We start from the raw sequence: 22,867 nt of genomic DNA, 5'->3' as shown, positions 1-22,867 counted from the left end.
GCATCCTCACGTGCTCGCGGCTCGCCAGCTGGGCAACAGGAACGTCGTGGACTCGTCCTCATGCCAGGTGACCACTATCCGGTTCCCTTGGCCGGCCACGTCCTCCACCGCCACTTCGGGAGCAGGGGTGTGGTCGGGCCGGCGGGTCAGGCCGACCACGGCTGCGACGATGTCACCGGCAGACACCGTCCGTGTCGCGAGCCAGGGCACGCCGGTGTACTCGCCGAGGGGGCTGGTTCCCTGCTCGACGGCGACGCCGGCTTCGTCCAGTCCACGCACTGCGTGGATAAAGGAGCGCAGATCGTCACGGGCTGTTTCGGCGAGGACGGGCTGCTTGCATGTGTCCGAGGCCGATGAGAGGGGGCCCGCGTCCGATCGGAGTGGGGTGGAGGAGGCGAGGGGCCACCCCCCGACGCGAAGCCTGACGGCCGATGTTGGGCCGTCGACCCGCGCCAGGCGTACCTCGATGCCATCACGAACAACGGAAGCGACGGTGAGAACGGGGCCAGGGGTGGCCGCACCGGCTGGGCCCGCTCCAAGGGTGGGGCCGGTATCGGCGGCCGCATCTGTCCAGTGCACGGGCCCCTGTGAAGCAGCGACCAGAACCCTGTTCGCCAGTTCCCGCGTGAACAACGTACGAAAGCCGCTTCGATGGCTGGCCCTGCCGGCGGCGTCGAGCAGGACCACTGTGTTGTCGACCGGATCGGCAACCGTCGGGCCTGTCGGCGAAGGCAGCGTCGCCGTGGAGTAGCCGAGCCGGGTGTAGAACGGGGAGTCGGCGCCGGCTTCTCCGGGCTGTGAAACGTCCGTGCCATGGTTGAGCACGGTGACGACGCCGTCTGACTGGCGGGCGGACACCAACCAGCCGGGTGCCTCGACCACATGGGCGATGTCGCCTGTCTCGATGGGCAGCGGTTGCTCAAGGTGGGACCACACCGCATGGTCGGACGGGATGAGCAGACCGAGCATGCCTTTCGCCGCCCAGTACGGAGAGCCAGGCCCTGAGTAGGACTGTCGCATGCGGGGCCAGGGGCCGTGCCATCCGAGACTGAGCAGGCCGTCCGGTTCGAGCGCGCCGTGCTTCACGAAATGCGAGACGATTCCGCTGGCCGCGCGTCGGAGCAGCCCCGGCGGGTGCTGATCTGAACCGGCGAGCGCGGACACCCACAGCGGGGCGGCTGCGGCGAAGCGATAGGTGAGGCTACGGCCCTGAAGCAGGGGCGAGCCGTCGGCGCCGATGAGGCGCAGTACGTCATCGGTGTAGCGACTCAGATCCGCGGCCCACTGGTCACGGAGCGGTTGCGGGCACAGCGTTCCGGTCACGTCGAACAGGCGCGTCCACAACATCGGGTACAGGTGCAGCGCCCAGCCGTTGTAGTGGTCGAACAGTCGGCCGTGCCCGTCGGCCAGCCAGCCGTTGGCCGCCCGAAGTGAGGCGTGAACGGCGAGACTCTCCTCGATCTCTGCGGCGGACCAAGGGCCGTCGACCTCGCGGAGGAACGATTCGACGATGATGCGGAACCAAGTCCAATTGCTCTGCGGATACCACTGTCCGAGCACGGCGGACAGCCAGCCGACGGTCTGTTCGCGAACGCGTGCGTCCAAGTGGTCCCACAGCCAGGGCCGGGTGACCTGAAGACTCAGCGCGATGGACGCGGCCTCCACCTTCGCCTGGTGCAACCCGTCGTCGGGACGCGGCCAGGCTTCTGGCGACGCCGGATCCGTGCCCGCGGCCAGCCCTCTGGCGTACCTCTCAAGGTGGTTACGAGGATCGTCACCGCCACGGCCGGCCACGAGGAAGCCTGCGATCAGAAAGGTGCGGGCGAACCCCTCCAAACCGTCGGAGATCAAGCCGCTGCCGCTGGCTGGGCCGGGAAGATCCAGCCGGGCGCTGGCGGGGGAGCGGTAGGGCTCGACGGCGGTCAGCATACGGTCCGCCAGCATCTCCCAGTGGTGCCGTGTCCATCCGGTGTACGGGGAGAGGGTGAAGTCGGGTGGACTCATCATGCTTGTACCGCCAGGTTCTGTCGGGTGACGGGATACAACGGGGGAAGTCCCGCCGCATACCGCTCGAGTTCGGTGAGCGCTGCACGCGCCATGAGGCGTGTCTCTCTCCCCTGGGATCCCGCTATGTGCGGCGTCAACAAGACGTTGGGGAGATCGTAGAGGGGGGAGTCCGCGGGGAGCGGCTCGGGATCGGTGACGTCGAGGATGGCGTCCAACCGGCCCGACGCGCAGGCAAGTTCGAGTGCCATGGTGTCCACCAGTGCCCCGCGGGCTGTGTTGATCAAAGTGGTGCCCGGCCGAAGTTTCGCCAGTTCCGCAGCGCCGATCATGTGCCGGGTCTCGGGCAGCAACGGTGTGTGCAGTGACAGGACATCGGCACGTGGCAACGCTTCGGCCATGTCGAGCAGTTCGGCACCTGCTGCCTGTACCTCCGCGGGATCCGCGAACGGATCCACCACGAGAATCGGCCCCTCGTGCAGGGTCCGCAGGAGGGCTGCTACGCGGCGTCCGATCCTTGAGAAGCCTACGATCACGACCGTGCGGTTGTGCCCGCTCAGCTCGCCCCGGCGATCCCGGTAGCCCACGTCTTCCCGGTACTTACGCGCGTCTTGGGCGAGGAACGGAACCTTTTTGAAGGACCACAACACGGCTGCGAGCGTGTATCGGGCGACCGGCTCGGCGTTGGCATCGGCAGCAGTGGTGACCACGATTCCGCGGTCGAGGACACGTTCGTCGACGTGCCCCCGCACACTGCCGGCGGCATGGAAGACGGCACGCAGACGCGGCGCGGCATCGAGGACGTCGGCGTCGAGCGGTGGGCATCCCCACGAGGTGATGAGCACCTCCACCTTCGCCAGCCGCGAGCGGACGTCATGGGATGTCAATTCGTCAGTCGCCAGGGGCTCGGCAACCGTGGCCACGGCACGTAGTCGGGTGAGCTCGGCTTCACCGAACTGAACCTGCAGGGAGTCGCGCCCCATGGCCAGCAGAGTTTCCGGACTGCGTCCATGGGGCTCAGCCACAACAGGTTCGTGCGCCGGATGTTTGCGCATCAGAGCCCCCTGTCCAAGGGCGCGGCCGCCGCAGGCGGAAGGGGACCTGGAATGGCGCCCAGCCCGCGACCTTCAGATGGCGGACTGGAGAAGACCCCGAATTTCCCATGGAAGGGGAGCTGCTCGAGCACACTACCCATCACGGGTACTGGGTGCGGAACGTGGTACATCAGTCTGGGCCATTGCTCTGTCACGAACGTGATGATATTGAAGAGAGCATAGATGTAGTGCAGGGCCGGATTGTGTGGGAGTAGGACGAAGTTGTCTCGTGGTTCGCGACACAGATATGAGCGTGCAACCGTGTTCCGCTCGGACGGGCTGCCCGTCTGGGCCGATCGTCATGAGATCACCGCCGACGTGGCGGCCCATGATCACGATTTCTTGGAGATTGCCCTCGTCATCCAGGGGCGTGCCCTCCATGTCTCCGTCGACGGTGACCACCCCATTCGCCCGGGTAGCGCGGCGGTGATCCCGCCGAATCAGTGGCATGCCTATCGAGAGTGCGAGGACCTGGTGGTCTTCGACTGCTTCGTGGCGCCGGAGCTGATACATTCCACGCTGCCGTTCCTCGATGCCGAGTTGCCTTTGATGGCTGGACTGCACGCCTCGACCCTGCCGCTTCCCCAGCGGATGCAGCTTGGTTCGGGCGCGCTGAGTGCGGCGATCGCAGAGCTGTACAGCATGAGCGACATCACCTCCGGGCCGCGCTCCCGTGTCCAGGTCATTGGGCACCTCTTGATCTACCTCGATCTTCTGAGTCGCTCGTGGGCCGCGGAGGACTCCATGGGGCGCCGTCGGCGAGCCAAGCTCCACCCCGCGGTGTCGTGCGCTGTCAAGGTGATGGAAGAAGGCCCCGGCCGCTCGTGGACCCTTGCGGAACTGGGTGCTCTGACCTCGATGGAGCGTACGTACCTTGTCCGGTTGTTTCAGCGCGATCTCGGAGTCTCGCCGATCGCCTACCTCAACCAGTTGCGGGAGCAGGCCGCGGCGCGGCTTCTGGTGCAGACGGACCAGCCGGTCGCGAAGATCGGCGCGCATCTCGGTTGGGGCGACGCCGGCTACTTCGCGCGTCGATTCAAGGCCGCTTACGGGCTGACGCCCTCTGCGTATCGCAGGCGCGCCCTCAAGGGCCAAGGCTGGGACCACTATCCGACGGGCTCGGAGTCCACCGAGCCGTAACGAAGGCCTCTCGCCATGGCGCGCCAGGACAACTCTGTCCGACTCTCGGCCAATTCAGGCCATGGTGACAGTCAAGTTTGGCCAATAGTGTCGCGACCGTGACAGAACAGCGTTACTCCCATGTGAACTCCGCCGGAAGATCTCGTCACTCGGGATTCCCGGCATGAGCGGGCCGGAGGCGGGGCTCGCCGAAATCGACTCAACAGCCCGCAAAGCCGACGGTGACGTGTCTCCGGGCGTGACCGGTCCGGCCGAACCTCCCCGCCGGCACGGAAGGACGAGCTTCGTAAGGCTGGGGCGACTCCGACGCGACCGGTTGTTCGTCATCCTCATGCTCCCGGGGCTGGCCTACTTTCTGCTGTTCCACTATGCGGTTCTCTTTGGCAACGTCATCGCCTTCAAGGACTACATTCCTTTTGACGGGTTCTGGGGAAGCGCATGGGTTGGCACCCAGAATTTCACGGACCTTCTCGGTGACTCCGGCTTTTGGCATGCGACTCTCAATACCGCAGAGATCGCCGGGTTGCAGTTGATTTTCTACTTCCCTGCCCCGTTGGCCCTGGCTCTGCTGTTGCACGGCCTCACGTCACACACCCTTCGGCGCCTTGTGCAGTCCGTGGTGTATCTGCCGCACTTCATGTCGTGGGTGATCGTGGTTGCGATGGCCCAACAGATGCTCGGCAGCACCGGTCTGTTCAACTCCGCGTTGTCGGGAGCCGGACTGCACACGGTTGACATCATCGGCAACCCGGAATTGTTCAAACCGCTGACCGTACTGCAGGTCATCTGGAAGGACTGCGGCTGGGGGACGATCATTTTCCTTGCGGCACTGACGCAGGTCGACGATCAACTCTACGAGGCCTCGGCCATCGACGGAGCGGGACCGTGGCGGAGGTTCTGGCACATCACGCTGCCGTCCATCCGGCCCATCATCATCCTGCTGCTCATCATGCGGATCGGGGACATCCTCTCCGTCGGCTTTGAGCAGATCCTGCTGCAGCGGACAACTGTGGGACCCGACGCGGCAGAAATCATCGACACCTTTGTCTACTACAAGGGAATCATCGGCGGAAACTTCGGATTCGGTGCTGCGGTCGGCCTCTTCAAAGGGGTGGTGGGGGCGATCCTCGTCTACGCCGCCAACAAGATCTCGCACCGCCTCGGGGAACAGGGAGTCTACAAGTGAGCGCTGTTGGTGGGACTCGTTCCAGTAGCCGTCGGCAGTCGGCCGGGCAAGTGCGCCCGGTCTGGATGGAGAAGCCCCGAAAGGCCACGCTGGCCGCAAAAGGTGCCGCCCTTGCGGTGATAATCCTGCTGGTCCTCATGCCTTTCGTGGTCGTCATCGCCACCTCGCTGTCGTCCACAGAGTCCGTCGTTGAGAACGGCGGCTGGGTGGTGTGGCCCAGTGACCCGTCTCTTCAGGCTTACCAGCAGATCTTCAGCGGTGGCATCGTCACTCATGCGCTGTGGGTGAGCATCGGGGTCACGGTCGTCGGGACGGCGGCGAGCATGGTGTGTACGGTCATGCTGGCCTACGCGCTCGCTCGCCCCAAGGTCTTCGGCGGCAAACCTGTGCTCCTGCTCATACTTTTCACCTTCCTGTTTCCGCCCGGAATGATCCCGACCTATCTGATGGTCAAGAACCTCGGGCTGCTGAACAACTATGCTGCGCTGATCGCCCCGGTGCTGATCAGTGTCTTCAACCTGGTGGTCCTGCGGGGGTTCTTCCAATCCGTTCCGGAAGAGCTGTACGAGGCTGCCCGGCTGGACGGTGCCGGAAACTTCAGGATCCTCGTGGCCGTGGTACTGCCGCTTTCCAAGGCTGCTCTTGCGATGGTCTCCCTCTTCTACGCCGTGACCTATTGGAACTCATGGTTCCAGGCGTCGATCTATATGGATGACGACCACTGGCCGCTCCAACAGGTGCTACGTACCTACGTCCTGAGCGGCGGTCAGCTCGCAAGCTCCACCGGCGCGGGCGACGCGGCCGTAGCCGCCCCGCAGACCATTCAGATGGCCGTCCTTGTCGTGGCTACGGTGCCGATCCTGCTGGTGTACCCGTTCTTGCAGAAGTACTTCGCCAAGGGCGTGCTCTCCGGCGCCATCAAGAGCTGAATCAAAGCTGGCTCCACTCGCCCAAAGGGCGCCCGCAGAACTCCTGGGCCATCAGCGCCAAAAGGCCTTCCTGAAGGGAAGTACGACTATGCACACCCCCTCCCGTCGTTCCGTTTTGCGCACCATAGGCATCGCCTCCGCGGCCGTCGCCGCACCTCCCTTGCTGAGCTCCTGCAGCACCTCCAGCTCTTCGGGCAACGCCACCAACGCGGGAGCCGAACTGGCGCCGTGGCCCACCTACGTGCCCAAGAAGGCCGTCACCCCGGACCTCAGGGGCGACGGCGTCACCGGCATCCAGGACACCTACCTGAAGTACCCCTCCGAGCTCACCAAGGGGACCTCTGGGACACCGGGCGACGGCTCCACGCTCAAGGTCATGACCATCACCTATGGCACAGCCCCCACTCCCCGCGGGCAGAACAAGTACTGGCAGGCCATGGAGGAGGCGCTGGGCGTGAAAATCGACTTCACTCCGGTGCCGGCCGCGGACTTCACGGCAAAGATGGCCACGTTGATGGCCAGCGACGACCTCCCGGACATCCTGAACCTCACCGGCGGCGCCACACTCCCGCACGAGGCTCCCTTTGTCCTCAAGACGATGGCCAGCATCTCGGAGTTCGTCTCCGGCGACGCCGTCAAGGACTATCCCAACCTCGCCAACATCCCGACCGCTTCCTGGAAGGCGCCGGGTCGCTTCCACGGCGGCATCTACGGTGTCCCCATTCAGCGAGCCAGGCCGGGCCTGGCGCTTTGGATCAACAGCACCAACTTCGAGAAGCACGGTTTCCGCCCCGACAACAGCAGCTACAGCCGCGAGGACTTCACGCGCCTCCTCCAGGAACTCACCCACGGCAGGCAGTACGGCATCGGTGCGGCGAAGGACAACGCTCTGAACTGGTTCGGCGCCCACGCGCAATTCCACGGGGTGCCGAACGCCTGGTCGATCTCCGGCGGAAAGTTCAGCACCTACTACGAGAGCCCTCGCTTCAAGGAGATGCTGGCGTACCTGCACACTCTGTGGAAGCAGAAGCAGTACTACCCCGACTCCGCTTCGACTGCGACGGTCGACCTCAAGACTCAGTTCTACAACGGAACTGTGCAGTCCTACACGGACAGCTTCGGTGCCCTTCCAACAACGCTCAGTCAGGTTCAGAATTTCAAGGCGACGCCGATGATCTCCTACTCAGTGAACGGAGTCGACGCCACTCCGTGGGCAGGCCCGGGGTATGCCGGGTACACCGTCATCAACAAGAAGCTGTCGAAGCCGAAGATCAAGATGGTCCTGAAGATGCTGGATTTCCTGGCCTCACCCTTTGGCACCGAGGAATACCAGCTCCTCATGTATGGCGTCGAGGGCGTGCATTTCACCTACAACAAGAATGGCGACCCGACGCCCACGGCCCTCGGTAAGACCGAGAACGTCGTCAACCTGCCATTCTACTTCATGTGCAGCGCCCCCCAGGTGCTATATGTGCCGAACGCACAGGACGAGACCAAGGCTGCCTACGAGTGGCAGCGTCAGACCTGCCCCAAGCTCATCGACAACCCAGCGACTGGCTTGCGTTCCAATACGCTGAGCACGGCCGGTGCCACGCTAAGTCAGGCCATTGACGACGCGATCATCGGCATCATCACCGGACGTCAATCCGTCAATTCGTGGGATACCGCTGTGAGCAAGTGGAAGTCCGGTGGTGGCGACAAGATCGCCTCGGAGTACGAGTCCGAGTACGCGGCAGGTACGACCAAGTGATCTGATGTGCCCCGAACCCCCCGAAATCTACTGAGGCATCGTCATTTTCGCCTCGGCGCAGATCGATGCGCCCGGCAGGTTGGCGCGCTGAGGCACACCTCGCCCGATGGGCAGTGGCCAGCGCACCATCGACGCCGGACGCGTAAACGTTTGAACACGGTGCCCGCGCCGGGTCACCACGGATGACCTGAGGAGACCGCGTGCCGCACCAGGGAGACAAGCTCCCGCGAGTAGATGCACCCCGCGCTGAACACCACCGAGAACCACTGGGCATCGGAGAAGCTCGCCCGCGACTGTCCTGGGCCGTACGGGATGCACCTGCCGGGTGGCAGCAGAGCGCCTACGAGGTCGAGTGCGCGGACCTCGAATCCGGAGACGTCGTCACCAGTGGACGGATCGACTCCGAGGACCGCGTGCTCGTTCCGTGGCCGCACCGTGAACTCGGATCACGCTGTCGGCGGCAGATCCGCGTACGAGTCTGGGGATCGGAGAGGGTTCGCGCCTCCGCCTGGAGCCCGGCGCTGACGCTGGAGACAGGTCTTCTGGAGGCATCGGACTGGATGGCGGCCTTCATCACGCCTGACGTGCCTGGGGCGGACGAGAGCGTGCCGCTGCTGCGTAGAGACTTCTCGGTTAAAGGCCCCGTACGCCGTGCGAGGCTCTACGCCACAGCGCTGGGACTCTACGAGCTTGAACTCAACGGAGTCCGTGTGGGTGACATCGCGCTCGCCCCCGGCTGGACCAGCTACCACCATCGGCTGCGCTACCAGACGTATGACGTCACCGAGGCGCTGCACTCCGGTTCCAACGCGCTGGGGGCCTCGTTGGCCGATGGATGGTTCCGGGGGCGCCTCGGATTCAACGGCGGCACTCGCCACATCTACGGTTCCCAAAGAGGGCTGTTGGTTCAGCTGGAGATTGAGTACGCCGACGAATCCACCGAGTTCGTCGGCACAGACGGGAGCTGGCGCACTGCACCGGGCCCCGTTCGCCGTGCGAGTCTGTACGACGGCGAACACCACGATGCGCAGCGTGAACGTCCGGGCTGGTCCACCCCTGGCTACTGCGCCGGCGACTGGCGTCCGGTCCAGCTGATGGACCGTGACAGGGCATCGCTGGTGGCCCCCCAGGGGCCGCCGGTCCGCTGCACCCAGGAACTCAAGCCGAACGCCGAAACCGTCTCACCATCGGGGAAGAGGATCGTCGACTTCGGACAGAACCTGGTCGGCCGCCTGCGCATACGGGCTGAAGGCCCCCCGGGTGCGATGGTCCGGCTTCGCCATGCCGAGGTGCTGCAGGACGGCGAACTCTGCGTCCGCCCCCTGCGCCAGGCGCGGGCGACCGATGAGTACGTCCTGCGCGGCGGCGGTCAGGAAAGCTGGGAACCGCGATTCACCTTCCATGGCTTCCGTTACGCCGAGATCAGCGGAGACGTCGACGACGTTGAAGTAGTGGCCCGCGTCTACCACACCGACATGGTGAGGACCGGCACCTTCACGTGCTCGGATCCCCATCTCCAGCGCCTGCACGAGAACGTGGTGTGGAGCATGCGCGGCAACTTCCTCGACGTTCCCACCGACTGTCCACAACGTGATGAACGGCTGGGCTGGACCGGCGACGTACAGATCTTCGCGCCGACGGCATCATTCCTGTACGACTGTGCGGGCATGCTGTCCTCGTGGTTACGCGATCTGGCCGCCGATCAGCTGCCCAACGGTTGTGTGCCCTACTTCGTTCCCGCGATATCGGCACCGCCCCTGGAACTGGAAACCCTGACGCCGGCGGCAGCCTGGGGTGACGTCGCCGTCCTCACACCGTGGGAGCTGTATCAGCAATACGGGGACGTTGAAGTGTTGCGGGCACAGTATCCGAGCGCGAGGGCGTGGGTCGACTGCATGACCGCGCACGCGGGTGGTGATCAGCTCTGGGACTCGGGCTTCCAGTTCGGTGACTGGCTCGATCCGTCCGCGCCGCCGGACGATCCAACCGCCAACAAGGCTGATCCGTACCTGATCGCAACCGCATACCGTGCTCGTTCGACAGCGGTTCTCGCCAGGATGGCGCACACTCTGGGCTATTCCGATGATTGCCGCCACTATGAAGAACTCGCGCGAACCATCAAGGACGCGTTCACGCAGAAGTGGGTTCTCGCGTCCGGATTGCTCGACAACGACGCCCAGTCCTCCTATGCCATCGCGCTCCATTTCGACCTGTTTCCCACCCCGGCGCAACGCGAGGTCGCGGCTCGGCGTCTGGCCGCGTTGGCAGAGGAGGCCGACTTTCACATTGCCACCGGTTTCGTCGGTACTCCTGTCATCTGTGACGCCCTTACCGACTCGGGGCATCTCGACGCCGCGTACGCCCTGCTTCTGAAGCGGACGTGCCCGTCCTGGCTCTATCCGGTAACCCAGGGTGCGACTACGATATGGGAGCGTTGGGACAGCCTTCTCCCGGATGGAAATGTCAACCCGGGCGACATGACTTCCTTCAACCACTACGCCCTGGGCGCGGTCGCCGACTGGCTGCATCGCGTCGTTGCCGGGATGGCCCCCGCCGAACCCGGCTACCGTCGCCTCCTCATCCGCCCCCGACCCGGTGGCGGCCTCACCCACGCGTCGGCGGCGAAGGAGACGCCGTACGGGCGAGCCGAAGTCAGCTGGCTGCGCGAGGCGGACACCTTCTCTGTCCATCTCACCGTGCCGGTGGGAGTCACCGCCATCGTGGATCTTCCTCGCCGGCCAGCAGAGACGGTCGGGCCAGGGCGTCATCGTTGGCATATTTCGGACCTCGATTGAATGGCCGGGGACGGGCCCGCACGGGACGTCCCCCGCGGGACTCCTCGGTGGTCAACTCTGCCCTATTTTTCCTCAATCCAGCCCGCAGCGTGGACGCCGCGTCTTCAATACAGTCGCAGTTGTGATTGATCAACGATTTGCATTCAACTCACCGGCCACCGCGCGGATGTGGGGGTGTCGGCGTGAACAGGGATGAAGTGACGCTAGCGGCGTACTACTTTCCGAACTACCACGTTGACCCCCGCAATGAGCGGTGGCACGGCGAAGGATGGACCGAGTGGGAGGTACTGAAGAAGGCCGGCCCGCGCTTCGAGGGCCATGCACAGCCGCGTGTCCCGCTGCATGGCTGCGAGGACGAAGCTGATCCGGCGGTGATGGCCCGCAAGATCGGGATGGCCATGGAGCACGGGGTCGATGCCTTCATCTTCGACTGGTACTGGTACAGCGGGCTTCCCTACCTGGAACGCCCGCTCGAAAAGGCGTTCATGCCCATCGCGGCCGATCACAACGTGAAGTTCGCTGTGATGTGGGCGAACCATCATTGGACCAATATCCATCCGTGGAAGTCCGGGACGGAGCACACCGAGCTAGAGTCGGGAAGCGTCGATGCCGCCCAATTCCGCGCGGCCATGGAGTACTTGCTGGAGCGGTACTTCCACCACCCGGCGTATCTGCGGCTCGACGGCCGCCCCTATCTGTCGATCTACGACCTGCCCACCCTCATTGACGGGCTCGGCGGAATCGACTCGACCAGGGGCGCGCTTCACGATCTGCGTTCGCGTGCTGCCCGGGCGGGCCACGGTGACGTGCACCTCAACGCCATCACGCGCGATCAGCCGGTGCTGCCCCAGGACGGTGTAGCGCTCGACGAGGCCGAGTTGGTGAGCCGCCTTGGATTCGACAGCGTGACGTCCTATGTCTGGGCACACCACCACCCACTGCCTACGCTCCTCACTCCGTACCCCGACGTCCTGGAGCAGGCGGAGAAGGGCTGGGAGGACCTGGCGGCCAGGTTTGACCAGCCCTACTATCCTAACGTGACGGTCGGGTGGGACCCGTCACCGCGGACGGTCCAATCCGACGGGTACAACCCTGGCCTCGGCTACCCCCACACCAACATCATTTCGGACTGCACGCCCGAGCACTTCGGGCAGGCACTTGAGAAGGTGCGCGAGTACGTCGAGAACACTCAGACCCCACTCGTGACCATCAACGCGTGGAACGAGTGGACCGAGGGCACCTACCTTGAGCCCGACACCGTCTACGAGTACGGGCATCTTGAGCAGATCCGCAGAGTGTTCGGTATCAGCCGCTGAGTCAGCGATGCACAGCTTCGGATCCTGGAGCCGACAACCGCCAGTGATTTCACTCGGCGAGTGACACATGCCTTTGCAGACCTCCGAAGGACGAGACGGGGCTGGCGCACGCGTCGTCAGCCTCGCTTCCCCGCCGCCTACTTGGTGCTGGAGGAGAACGTGACCAACAAGTTCGGAGTGAGCATCAAGGGTCGTTACTCGAGAAGCCGGGGTATCGATCGGGCACGGTTTCCAACACCACGAACCGCCCGAACGTAGTGGCGCCTTCCACCCGCATCCGCCTGGAGGAGGCCATTCACACACTTGGGTGCGTACGCACGGAGGGCGCGTCGGCTTCACGGGCTCCCGTCCGGACGACGTGGCGGGGCCCACATGGCGATGCGGCACCTGCTCCACCTCGGCCACGAGTTCATTGCCTACGTGGACGGGCCGGACTCCCAAGGGGGCCGTCGTCGCGCCCAGGGCGTGGCGATGCGGCCCGTGGGCACGCCCGGCAACGGGGACTTGGCCTGCGGGTGGATTCCTTTGCCGTATGTGCCCCGAAGTCCTACTGATCTTTTCGTAAGTTCGGTGGGTGTGGTGGGTGGATGGTGAGGCCGGTGTGGTGGAGGAAGGACCACGGCAGTTGCTGGTTGTGGTTGATGCGGTAGATGCCTTGTCCGGTGGCGTCGGCGACATCCGCGAGGTGGTCGCCGGCGAGGTTGGCAAGTTCACGTTTCTTGAGCGACGACCACAGCAGTTCCACCGGATTCAGCTCAGGAGCGTAGGCGAGTAATCGTTCCGGAGTCAGCCGGTCCTGTTCCGCGCCCCAGGCTCGCATCGCCCGGCTCCAGTGGGCGGGCAATCCGTCCCACACCAGAATCACGCTGACCCCGCGGTAGGACGCCTTGACCTGATCCAGGACCTCGATGAGGGCGGTGGTGTCGTAGTTGCCGGGCTGAGGTGGAAGCACAGGCGGGGACCGCGGTCGGGATCGGTGGAGTGGTGGCCGAGAGCCGCGGCCATCGGCGCACGTTTCCAGTTCAGCCCGTGCCGCAGGAGCGGGGTGCGTCCGCGGGGTGCGAAGGTGCGGCGGACCTGGGGTAGCAGTGAGACGCCTGATTCGTCGAGGAACACGATCCAGGCGCGTGTGTTCACCGCCCCTTTTTGATACGCGGCCACTCGCGCGCGATCCAGCGGGCGATCTCGGACTCGTGCCGCGCGACCGCCCGCCTCTCAGGCCGCTGGAGACTCCAACTCAATCGGCCGGTCAGCAGACGCCGGACCGACGCCCGCGACAGCGACACCCCCATCACCCGCTCGACGACCAGGCCGACTCTCTCCAAGGTCCACAAATCGGCCTCGAACCCTTGGGCCTGGGCACCCCGCTCCAACGCCGCCCGTACCTACTCCACCTGCGTGTCGTCCAACTTGGGTGGGCGACCGGTGGCCGAGCGCCGGCGCAAGGCCGGAGCACCACCTTCCTCCCACACGCGCCTCCACCGCCGCACGCTCTCGGCATGGCTGCGGATCGCCTGGCGGGCTCCTTGGTACCGATCGGTGCACTGCCTGATCCCGCGACCGCCGTTGACGACGAGGATCTGCCGCGCACCGCTGTCCAGCAGGTGGTCCACGGACAGACGGCCGCCGGTGACGTCGTCGACGGCGACCGAACAGCCCACCTGCGGCGGCAACTTCCGGTCGGTCAGGACCAGGGGGATGCCGCGTCGGCGCAGCCTGGTCAGACGGTCCGGATGGCCGCCGAGGGGGACGACAACGACGCCGACCGCACGCTGTTCGGCAAGTATGTCGAAGTAGTCGCGCTCCCGGTCGGGGTGATCGTCGCTGTCGCACAGGACGAGTGAGAAGCCGTGCCCGTACGCGGCCTGGGCCGCCCCCGGGCGATGCGCGCGTAGAAGGAGTTTACGATCTCCGGGAGGACGAGCCCGATCGACGACGCGCGGCCGCTGCGCAGGCCGGCCGCTCCCGGGTACGGCACATAGTCCAGGGCCGCGATCACGGACCGGACCCGGTCGGCGGTGCGGGCGTTGACGCGCGCGGGGCGGTTGAGGAGTTGGAGACCGTCGATACGGAGACGCCTGCCGCGGCCGCGACATCCTGGATACGCGCGGGGGGTCTGGTGGTCGTCACGCCCCTCATCCGCCGATCGCCTCGGTCTCGGTGGCCTGTGCCGTCTCCGTCGGTGGCGGTGGCGGTGGCGGTGGCGGTGCGGTAATGATAGTGACGGGGCCCAGCAGACCCGAGACCAACTGCGAGGGAAAGGTCCAGGCCGTGGGGGTGGCCTCGCTGAAATACGGGGCCAGCGTGTTGTACACCGTCACGTCGATGCGTACCGTTCGGCCAGCCGTGCCTGGCAGAGGGAAGCGGTACGGGGCGCAGAAGGCCTCGCCTGTCTTCTCGCCGTCGACGGCCACCTCGACGGAGCCACGTACCCGGCCGAGGTCGAGCACAGGCGTCACCACCGGGTCGGAGCCGGGCGGCATCGTCACCGTACGAGAGTAGCGCAGCCCTCCGCTCCACCCGGCAAGTCCGATGCCGTGCCAGTCGGCCAGCGGGACGGGGGCTTCGGCGACGCGGACGCCGGCCGGTCCGGACAGGGCACTGCCGCCGCGGAGAGTGGCCGTGGGTTCGGTGACGATCTCCAGTTCCGCGGGTGCCTGCAGCGGCTGGTCCAGGTGGAGTGCGCTGCCGTCGAGCCGCCGCTCGGTGCCGTCCAGCGTCACCGCGGCGGCGAGCCGTAGGGGTAGATTCACCGCGACCGTGCCGGCAGGAAGCGTGGACCGCAGGCGTTGCGGCACCGGCACGACGTCGTCGGTGGCACGCACCGCGTCCACGGCCGAACCGAGGGCCGGGGCGCCGTGCAGCCATGCGGTGTCGTGCAGCGGGTGCGGCCGGGTGGCGGCATGGCAGGGCTGCAACTCGGTCCAGCGACCTCGGTGTTCGATCGTTGGCCCACGCCAGTCGCCCGTTTCGGCTTCCCAGTCGGCGCCGCTGACGAGGGCGACGACTGAGGATTGTGTACGGGCGACCAGGTCGGCGTAGAGCACGTCGTCGGCGTGGGTGCTGTCGGCAACCAGCTCCAGGAGGTGCTCGCCCGCCGGCAGGTGCAGTTCGTGGCGGAAGAACATCGGGGTGGCGCCCCAGGCCGACTCGTAATACTCGACTTTCTCCTGCCGGGCCACGGCGGCGCCGTCCATCAGCACGGTGACGCCGGTGGCCGCGCCGACCACGAGGACGGTCTCGGCGGCATCGTCGTCGAGACACACGCGGGCCCGGTAGGTGGTCCGGCCCGACGGCCGTACCGCATCCGGCAGGCGCATGAACTGGGGCCGGGGGGAGAACTCGCCGGGCCGGGTCAGACAGAAGTAGCTGCCGAGTGGTTCGGTGTCCGCGGCGAGCCCGGTGCGGACGTCGGCATCAAACAGCTCGTACTCGATGACGTTCAGCGGCTGGTCGACATCGACGCGCACCGTGGTCAGGTAGCCGCTGCCGGTGGGGAGTGCCACGCCGTTCCACCACAGGCGCTTGCCGGCCGCGGCGCCGACGTGCAGGTCGGCGGCGCCGAGCCGGTCCGCTTCGATGATGGCTCGGACCCGGGCGACCATGCCGTCCGTCGGCATGCGAAGGCGCACGAACTCCTCGCCGACGAACCCTTTGTGGCCGAGTGTGCCGTAACCGGGATCAGCCACGCCCCGGCTGGCGGAGTGGAGCGAGACCTCCCATCCGGCCAAGTCCTCGGCCAGCGACGACTGCCCGGCGAGGACCCGGGCGACCGCGTCGCGGTCCAGCGGGTCCGGCGCCTGCGCAACCGGGACCGGGGAGAGTACGCGGACGCGGTTGCCGTACGTCGCGAGCGCCTTCTGCTCCGGGTGGCCGGCGGGCCCCTCGGACCAGTGGAAATTCCAGACCTGCAGGTCCTCGACGGACGACGCGGCGGGCAGCGCCATGTCACCCCAGGTGTTGTCCATGGTGGTGACAAGCCGACCGCGCCAGCCCGTCGATATGTCGGTCGTGACGACGGCAGGAGTCGGCGATGCAGGCGTGGGCGCCGAGGCCGGTACCTCGCCTTCCCGCCAGACCACGAGTGCGGCGGGCGCGCCGTTGAGCGGCACCTCGATCCTGGAGCGTTGCCCGGACACCGTGACATGGGCGGCCTGGCGGACGCCGGTGGCCGGATCCCAGACCTCCGCCGCCGCCACGACGGCGTTCACCTCGACCGACGACATTGCCGCATAGCGCGCCGGGTCGAAGTCGAAGTCCTCCCACTGCCGGGTCACGGGGTCGCGCAGCGGATGGGCGCTGGCGTTCGGAAACGCCCCGGTGACCAGGGCGACGGCCTCCGTTCCCTGGCGGCGCACCAAGAGGGGGACCTCTCCGGTGGCGTAGTCGTACCGGCCGGCCACGGACTTGGCACCTGACTCGGGGTCGGCGACGCGCTCAAGACGTGGGTGGGCGGCCAGCGCGGTGACGACGGCATCGTCTCCGGCGGTCCCGGCCGCGAAGGCCGGCAGCCGGCCGACGACCACGACCCGGCCGCCGGCGTCGAGCAGCGCGACGAGTTGCCGTGCCGTGGCGGTTTCGAGCACGCTCGCGGACGGCAACAGGACCGCGGAGAACCGCAGCCCGGCCACCTGTAGCGTCCCGTCTGCGATGTCGGCGCGCAGGACTGAGTCGTCGTCGATGACCTCGAAGGCCACCCGCTGCCGGTCCAGTTCACCGATGCGGGTGTGGAACCAGTTGTTGGTGCCGCACAGCTGGAGATAGTGGCGCTGGGTCTCGTCCAGGTCCGTGTGCGCTTCACCGACCTGGCCGTCGCCGAAGTGGTCGACGGGCAGGTCCAGCCGCAGCAGCGCCTGCGCGGTGGTGGTCGGGTGCAGGACCGCGACGCCGACGTCGTACGTTCCCCACGACGTGATCGATGCGATGCGGGAGACGGCCCGTGAAAAGGCCCGGTACTGCTTCCAGTACGGCTGGCGCCAGTCGGTGGACGGCGGCGCCCATTCGAACCAGCCGCCCGCGGTGCCGAAGTAGCTGGCGTGCGGGTTGTACAGGTTGGCGCCGCTGCGCAGGAAGGGCAGCAGCCAGTCGTACGTATCCTCCAGCGTCCCGCCCCAGCCGGAGGAGTGGAACGCCTCGATCCACACCCGCTCGTGGCCATAGAGATGGGCCATGGACGAGTGGACCTTCGCGTCTCCTTCGTGGTCGGTGCCCGCGGCGCTGTACCAGCGGTGAGTGCGGAAGTAGTCGGTGTAGAGCTGGGTGGACTGTGTGGGGTATCCCGCCCGCGCCGGGTTGCTCTGGTCGGCGCCCAGCAGCATGCCACGGCTGTCGTGCCATTGGCCGAGTGGCTTGAAGAGCGCCTCCTCGGTGAGTTCGGCGCGCACGCTGTAGTAGTCGGTGCGCACCTTGGCGGCCTGCCGGCCGCCGTGCCGGAACAGTGCGGGCAAATGATCGAGGAGGTCGTAGCCCCGGCGGGCCCTGAACTCCTCGGGAAAGCGGGACGTCCAGGAGTTGGTGGCGGGCAGCTCGTCCTGGAAACTCCCGGCGATGACATGGCCCAGATACTGCGGAACGCGGCGCTCGTACTCGCCGTGAACGGTGTTCATGAGAAGACCGACGGCGTGCGGGTCCAGGTAGTCGAAAGCCGTTGGGACGGAGGTGACCAGCAGGGCCTCGGTGTCATCGGGGGAGTCCGGGACGTGCAGCCTGCTGCCGTCCGTCCGGTACGCGCCGATCAGTGTCTCCGTGCTCAGCAGGTCGACGCGACCGCCGGTGACGACCGCATCGCGACAGCGCAGCGCCTGCCCGGCCGCTTCGGGGTGCCGGTGGGTGATGCCGCCCTGGACGTTGGCGCCGGAGAAGCCCACCTGGTCGTAGAACCACAGCCGCGTGCCGAGCTGTTGCGCAATCTCGCAGGCGTCGATGAAGCGCGCCCACCACTCCTCGCTGAACCAGGCCGGATCGTCGGCCTGGGCGCCGAACGCGGGCCCCGCCGGGGCCAGGTTGATCACGACAAGGTTGTGGATGCCGCCCGCAGCGAACGCGCGCATCTGCCACTCGAGCCGCTCCCGGGTGACCTTGGCCCCCGACCACCACCACAGCGGGGTGGGGCCGAAGTCGCGGGGCGGGTCCTGGAACAACTCGGTGAGAGTACGGAAGAGCACAGGGCCGTGGTCCTTTCGCTGACTTCAGATGCCCAACGCGATGCAGAACATTTTTATTCGCGTCACCCTACGCGCCGGACGCAGGCTGCACCAACCTTCGATTTCGTCTATTGGGTGCGATTCGCCTGCTTCACCATCTCGAAAAACACTCTTAGGCTAAATAGCAGGCCAGACGGGGCGCGACGGCATCCGCATGTCAAAATATCCCTGAAGCGATGCCGCCAGCTTATGAGAAATCTTATCCTGGGCGGCGACGGTGGGATGCGTTCCGTCAGTTGTCTCGGTCGCGACATCAATCCAGCCGGACGTTTCGATGTGTATCACCTTCGCATCCCCTATGGAATTCCTTGCGCTTACCGTTTCGAATATCTCATTTCTGTGGGCTCCGTTGAACGGGGTCATGGCGAAGATCACCGTGTCGGGATAGTATGTTCTCGCATTTTCGAGGAACGTCGTATATGCAGGCTTGAAATTCGGAGCTTTCGTCCCGGTTGACGGATCGTTTGTCCCCAGATTTATCACGAGATAGTCGGGCACGTACTGCGAGGTATCCCATACCGGAACACCCGATTCACCCGGGATGTACTCGGACAGCTTGGTGTAGCGGCTCACCATCCCCGTCGCGTCCGGCCCTCCGGATCCCGCCGCTACGGCTATCCCGCCAAACGCGACGGTGTTATGGGAAAGATCCAGGAGTTCCGGCGTCCTAAAGGTGAAAGAATTTTCGAGAGAATTGACCAACCCTGCCCCGACGTACCCTACCGAAATGGAATCCCCCACGAATTCCATGGTCGGCCTCTCGGGGAGAGGCTTCGTGTTTGCGTCGCGGTCGATCTGGAAATGCTTTATTTTCGGAAAGGATTGCTGGTATTCTGAATAGATCCGCACAGAGTGCACCCCCCCTTCGAGGCCTGAAGCGATAGCGAGCGTGCCATTCGCGCCGACATTTCTCCGGAATTCCCCTCCGTCTACACTGTGAAGGAGGCGACAGGTTTCTTCGAGCATCACAGAAATGGATGTTCCAGTAAATCCAAACTCAAGACCACTTTCGTAGTACCCGTAAACGGATCCGCTTGTTTGCTCCTCCCAACGGCCCCTGTACTTGATGTTCTTGTCATTCGTCGAGATCAAGCCCCTGGCGCAAGACACGGAGTCATCTGCGTGATAATTCGCTTGCATATCAGGCGTTGCCGTCGGGAGGGCTCCTTCACTGGGCCGCCCCGCCGCGAATGCGGGATTGGACGCACCCAGAACAATTCCGCCCGCTGTGATTGATGTTGCTTTGAACAGTGCCCTTCGGCCGATCCCGCCGGCGACTCTCCCTCCAAGCTTGTGATCCCGTTCAGGCATACCGTTTTCTCCTTCGACGTGTGTTGTCACGCTGAACCTGGCGGCGAGGGGCATGTTTTCGACCGGTGCCGGCTTTTCGAAGGGGCCGTGACCGAGCTCTTCAACGGGGACGCTCTGGCTGCCAACCCTGCCCGCCGACCGCCTAGTGGCTGGTCGGCGGGCCGTACTCACCGCTAGAGAGTCCGTCGTCCTGGTGTTCCGGAACTCGTTCGGGGCACGTCAGAGATGGCGTCCAGGCGTAGCGGCCTGCCCGCGTCCCTGATTTCGAACAGGGTCGGGCAGATCCAGCCGCCCTCGTCGAATTCGTTCCAGGCGTAGACGAGGACCGTGTTGGCCGACGCATTGTCTGGATGAGTGTTGTTCCAGCTCACGGCCCCGTGCAGGTGTTTTGCGATCTCCTGAGGTGTCGCCTGTTGTGTCCACTCATCCTTGAATCCCGTGTAATTGGGCTCCCAGGAAAGTGGATAGTCGTACCGTGGGCGCTTGTCCCAACCTGTCGAAACGGTCGGGACGACGTCTCCTGCCGCAGCCGCATACTGGTCCCACAGGCTGGATTCCGCGTCAGCGAGCCGAGAATACGGCTGGCCATTTCGCTCGCCCGTCGCGTAGCGGCTGACCGCATCGGCGCCCACGGCGGCCTTGAGGTCAGCCGCGCCCTGTGCGGTCCACGCCATGACCACAATATATGGATCAGGGAGCCCGGCCTGTGAACAAGCGGCCCTCATCTTGGCCACCTGATCCGCCGTAGCCGCAGTGAAGAAGTACACGAGGGGCCGTCCGCCGAGCACGCGCTGGTAGTTCGGCTCACTGAACTGTGCCACGAGGTGCGGAAGATTCGTGCCGTAGCTGCCGGTGAAGTTGCCATCCAATATGGCACACCAGCTGACCTCCCCCTTCCTTTCGCTGGAAAAGTACAATTCCCTGGCGCGAGCCAGCGGCTGCTGCGGATAGTAGACGAACGCCCAGTAGTCGATGCCGGCATTCTTGGCGTACTGGATCTCCTGATCCATGACGTCCTGGAGCGTCGCATCGCTATTGACCGACTCAGTCACCCGTACACTGATGTCGTCGATGTAGAGCTCGCAAGGCGAGCCCTCCCTGGTGCCGAAAGCGAGAGAGTCGAGCACCGCCGTGGATTCGCGCAACGCCGCACTGCGCACCTTTCGTATCCCGTTCACGAAGATATCGAAAAACGGTGCAGCAGCTTCTGGGGGCGCGGGATCGATGACGATCTTGATCGAGTACCACGTATCGCTCTCGATGGCTTGGACGACGTTCCAAGAGCCGTTGGACGCGCGGTAGACAAGTTCCTTGGCACCGATGTCGTCTCGGGTTGCCAGATCGACGGCAACCGACGCACCGCCGCTCAGCCTTGCGAGAGCCCCTTGGCCGGCAGTTGTCTCCTTCCACTGCCACTGCACAGTGACAGCACGCTCCTGCGCGGGGAAGGCGCGGGCCACCGTCGCCGCCGCGGATCCGGACGAGCTCTGTAGGTGCACAGACTTGCCCGCTCTTCCGGACACCTCAACGACCGACGCGTTGGAACCCGTAGGCGTCGTGACATCCCAACCGGCAGGAGCAGCACCAGTCGTTTCGCCGTCGAACTTCTGGTCGATCAGCATCGGCCGCGGAACCGTGATGTCGGTGTAGAAGGGAAGCCGGAAGTGGTACTTGTCCGGCGACAGCGTGCGGTTCACGCCGCTTCCATAGGCAGAATCTCCACCCACCCAGGCATCCCATCGAATCGCGCCGACCAGGGTCCTGATGGTGCGCGGTCCTCGCCTGGAAGCTACGGCTGAATTCGGTAGGGCCAAGCCGAGGACGGCACCACCCGACACTGCGGTTGCCCCCCTGAGGATGTCCCGTCGACTCGGCTTGCCGGCAGGAGTGGAATGTGAGTTGTCTGCTGTCATCGAAAATTCCTCTGAGCTCCGAGATGTCCCCTACGACGCTTGCGATCTCTTCGGCCGAGGCGAACGTCGGCAGCTGCATTTCGATGCCTGTTGCCGACGGCCTGTCCACAAACCCGCGGCAGACCATATCCTTTGCCGGAGAGAATGTTGCCGGGATCATGTTGGGTAGTTGTTGGACAATCTTGCCGACTGCTGGGCGCCGGGGCGGCTCAGCATCCATTGCCAGTGAAGGTCACTACTGAGGTTGAACTCGTGGAGTCGTAGGGGCTGACTGCTCGTCGCCCGTGCGGTATCACCGGTGCATGCGGTTTCCACAAGGGGGTGGTCTGACCGCCGAACGGCAGCAGTTCCGACAGGAGTTACGGCTCGAGGCGGCCGAGAGATTCGCCCAGGGCGAGGCGAGCTCGGTGATAGCCAAGGACCTGCGGGTCAGCGTCCGCTCGGTGCAGCGATGGCGGCAGATGTGGGAGGAAGGCGGTCCGCGTGCTCTGCGGTCGCAGGGGCCGGCGTCACTGCCGAGGCTGAGCCAGAAGCAGTTCGCGCAGCTGGAGGCGGAGCTGGCCAAGGGGCCTGCCGCACATGGCTGGGAGGACCAGCGGTGGACGCTGGCGCGGGTCAAGACCGTGATTGGCCGGCGCTTCCACCTGACCTACACCATCCAGGGCGTGCGGAAACTGCTGGTGCGTAACGGTTGGTCCTGCCAGGTTCCGACCCGACGCGCGATGGAGCGGGACGACGAGGCGGTGGCCGGGTGGGTCAAGGAGGTGTGGCCCTGCGCGGAAGACTCGCGGCGGCTCGTGGAGCCTGGCTCGTCTTTGAGGACGAGGCCGGATTCTCCATGACGCCGCCGCAGGCCAAGACCTGGTCGCAGCGTGGCCGGACCCCGGTGGTGCGGGTCCGCGGCCGGTCCCGCAGACGAATATCGATCGCCGCACTGACCTGCCACAAACCCGGCCACCGGTCCCGGCTGATCTACCGGCCGCGTCGGGACGAGGGACGACGCGACGGTCGCAAGAGCTTCTCCTGGCGTGACTACCGGGATCTTCTGATCGCCGCCCACCAGCAGCTCGGCGGCCCGATCGTGCTCGTCTGGGACAACCTGAACGTCCACAAGGCCGCCGGCCTGCGGGAGTTCGCGGCATCCCGGGACTGGCTGACTATCTACTACCTGCCGCCCTACGCACCCGACCTCAATCCCGTCGAAGGGATCTGGTCCCTCCTGCGGC

The 22,867-nt window shown here is 65.5% G+C and carries 16 protein-coding genes; 8 read left to right on the top strand and 8 right to left on the bottom strand.

Features of this window, described 5'->3' with window-relative positions:
- Positions 1-6: 6 nt before the first annotated feature.
- Together AB0P17_RS31015 and AB0P17_RS31010 are read right to left on the bottom strand one after the other, a co-directional pair.
- Entirely contained in the window at positions 7-2,004 is a 1,998-nt protein-coding gene (locus AB0P17_RS31015) for a DUF2264 domain-containing protein (RefSeq protein ID WP_365816070.1), read from the bottom strand.
- Positions 2,004-3,059 (bottom strand): hydroxyacid dehydrogenase, encoded by a 1,056-nt coding sequence (locus AB0P17_RS31010; protein ID WP_365815998.1) that lies wholly within the window; start codon positions 3,057-3,059, stop codon positions 2,004-2,006. Before AB0P17_RS31010 ends, AB0P17_RS31015 begins: the two co-directional genes overlap by 1 nt.
- Positions 3,060-3,359: 300 nt before the next feature.
- Here AB0P17_RS31010 and AB0P17_RS31005 point away from each other — a divergent pair, with 300 nt between their 5' ends.
- From AB0P17_RS31005 to AB0P17_RS30980, 6 genes are all read left to right on the top strand, one after another.
- Complete coding sequence (locus AB0P17_RS31005) at positions 3,360-4,238, top strand: AraC family transcriptional regulator (protein ID WP_365815996.1); 879 nt, start codon at positions 3,360-3,362, stop codon at positions 4,236-4,238.
- Between the two features lie 331 nt (positions 4,239-4,569).
- Complete coding sequence (locus AB0P17_RS31000) at positions 4,570-5,424, top strand: ABC transporter permease subunit (RefSeq protein ID WP_365816068.1); 855 nt, start codon at positions 4,570-4,572, stop codon at positions 5,422-5,424.
- Between the two features lie 65 nt (positions 5,425-5,489).
- Positions 5,490-6,353, top strand: coding sequence for a carbohydrate ABC transporter permease (locus AB0P17_RS30995; protein ID WP_365815994.1), 864 nt, complete (start codon positions 5,490-5,492; stop codon positions 6,351-6,353).
- Positions 6,354-6,441: 88 nt separating this feature from the next.
- Positions 6,442-8,103, top strand: coding sequence for an extracellular solute-binding protein (locus AB0P17_RS30990; RefSeq protein WP_365815992.1), 1,662 nt, complete (start codon positions 6,442-6,444; stop codon positions 8,101-8,103).
- A 560-nt stretch (positions 8,104-8,663) separates the two neighbouring features.
- Positions 8,664-10,898, top strand: coding sequence for a glycoside hydrolase family 78 protein (locus tag AB0P17_RS30985; RefSeq protein WP_365815990.1), 2,235 nt, complete (start codon positions 8,664-8,666; stop codon positions 10,896-10,898).
- Between the two features lie 182 nt (positions 10,899-11,080).
- The gene (locus tag AB0P17_RS30980; protein WP_365815988.1) at positions 11,081-12,214 is read left to right on the top strand and encodes a glycoside hydrolase family 99-like domain-containing protein; all 1,134 of its coding nucleotides are present in this window, start codon (positions 11,081-11,083) and stop codon (positions 12,212-12,214) included.
- Between the two features lie 547 nt (positions 12,215-12,761).
- Here the strand turns inward: AB0P17_RS30980 and AB0P17_RS30975 are convergent.
- From AB0P17_RS30975 to AB0P17_RS30950, 6 genes are all read right to left on the bottom strand, one after another.
- On the bottom strand, positions 12,762-13,166 hold the full coding sequence (locus tag AB0P17_RS30975; protein ID WP_365815986.1) for a transposase: 405 nt from the start codon (positions 13,164-13,166) through the stop codon (positions 12,762-12,764).
- Positions 13,167-13,347: 181 nt separating this feature from the next.
- Positions 13,348-13,548, bottom strand: a complete 201-nt coding sequence (locus AB0P17_RS30970) for a winged helix-turn-helix domain-containing protein (RefSeq protein WP_365816066.1) — start codon at positions 13,546-13,548, stop codon at positions 13,348-13,350.
- A 51-nt stretch (positions 13,549-13,599) separates the two neighbouring features.
- Positions 13,600-14,310, bottom strand: coding sequence for a hypothetical protein (locus tag AB0P17_RS30965; protein WP_365815984.1), 711 nt, complete (start codon positions 14,308-14,310; stop codon positions 13,600-13,602).
- Between the two features lie 39 nt (positions 14,311-14,349).
- Entirely contained in the window at positions 14,350-18,378 is a 4,029-nt protein-coding gene (locus AB0P17_RS30960) for a glycosyl hydrolase (protein WP_365815982.1), read from the bottom strand.
- A gap of 156 nt (positions 18,379-18,534) precedes the next feature.
- Complete coding sequence (locus AB0P17_RS30955; protein WP_365815980.1) at positions 18,535-19,899, bottom strand: GDSL-type esterase/lipase family protein; 1,365 nt, start codon at positions 19,897-19,899, stop codon at positions 18,535-18,537.
- Between the two features lie 2 nt (positions 19,900-19,901).
- On the bottom strand, positions 19,902-21,425 hold the full coding sequence (locus AB0P17_RS30950; protein WP_365815978.1) for a hypothetical protein: 1,524 nt from the start codon (positions 21,423-21,425) through the stop codon (positions 19,902-19,904).
- Positions 21,426-21,943: 518 nt separating this feature from the next.
- Here AB0P17_RS30950 and AB0P17_RS30945 point away from each other — a divergent pair.
- Both AB0P17_RS30945 and AB0P17_RS30940 read left to right on the top strand, forming a co-directional pair.
- Entirely contained in the window at positions 21,944-22,483 is a 540-nt protein-coding gene (locus tag AB0P17_RS30945) for a winged helix-turn-helix domain-containing protein (RefSeq protein WP_365815976.1), read from the top strand.
- On the top strand, positions 22,480-22,867 hold a 388-nt coding region (locus AB0P17_RS30940; RefSeq protein ID WP_365815974.1), incomplete at its 3' end, for a transposase. The genes AB0P17_RS30945 and AB0P17_RS30940, both read left to right, overlap by 4 nt.

It is taken from the genome of Streptomyces sp. NPDC088124, assembly GCF_040685895.1.
Taxonomy (GTDB): Bacteria; Actinomycetota; Actinomycetes; order Streptomycetales; family Streptomycetaceae; genus Streptomyces.
Note: the sequence above shows the minus strand (reverse complement) of the source record. Positions and strands in the feature narration are given on the sequence as shown.

Excerpts from the sequence above, each read along its gene's own strand:
- AB0P17_RS31010 (WP_365815998.1), bottom strand. The coding sequence starts at position 3,059 with ATGCGCAAACATCCGGCGCACGAACCTGTTGTGGCTGAGCCCCATGGA.
- AB0P17_RS31015 (WP_365816070.1), bottom strand. The coding sequence starts at position 2,004 with ATGAGTCCACCCGACTTCACCCTCTCCCCGTACACCGGATGGACACGG.
- AB0P17_RS30945 (WP_365815976.1), top strand. The coding sequence starts at position 21,944 with ATGCGGTTTCCACAAGGGGGTGGTCTGACCGCCGAACGGCAGCAGTTC.
- AB0P17_RS30965 (WP_365815984.1), bottom strand. The coding sequence starts at position 14,310 with ATGTCGCGGCCGCGGCAGGCGTCTCCGTATCGACGGTCTCCAACTCCT.
- AB0P17_RS31000 (WP_365816068.1), top strand. The coding sequence starts at position 4,570 with ATGCTCCCGGGGCTGGCCTACTTTCTGCTGTTCCACTATGCGGTTCTC.
- AB0P17_RS30990 (WP_365815992.1), top strand. The coding sequence starts at position 6,442 with ATGCACACCCCCTCCCGTCGTTCCGTTTTGCGCACCATAGGCATCGCC.
- AB0P17_RS30985 (WP_365815990.1), top strand. The coding sequence starts at position 8,664 with ATGGCGGCCTTCATCACGCCTGACGTGCCTGGGGCGGACGAGAGCGTG.
- AB0P17_RS30995 (WP_365815994.1), top strand. The coding sequence starts at position 5,490 with ATGGAGAAGCCCCGAAAGGCCACGCTGGCCGCAAAAGGTGCCGCCCTT.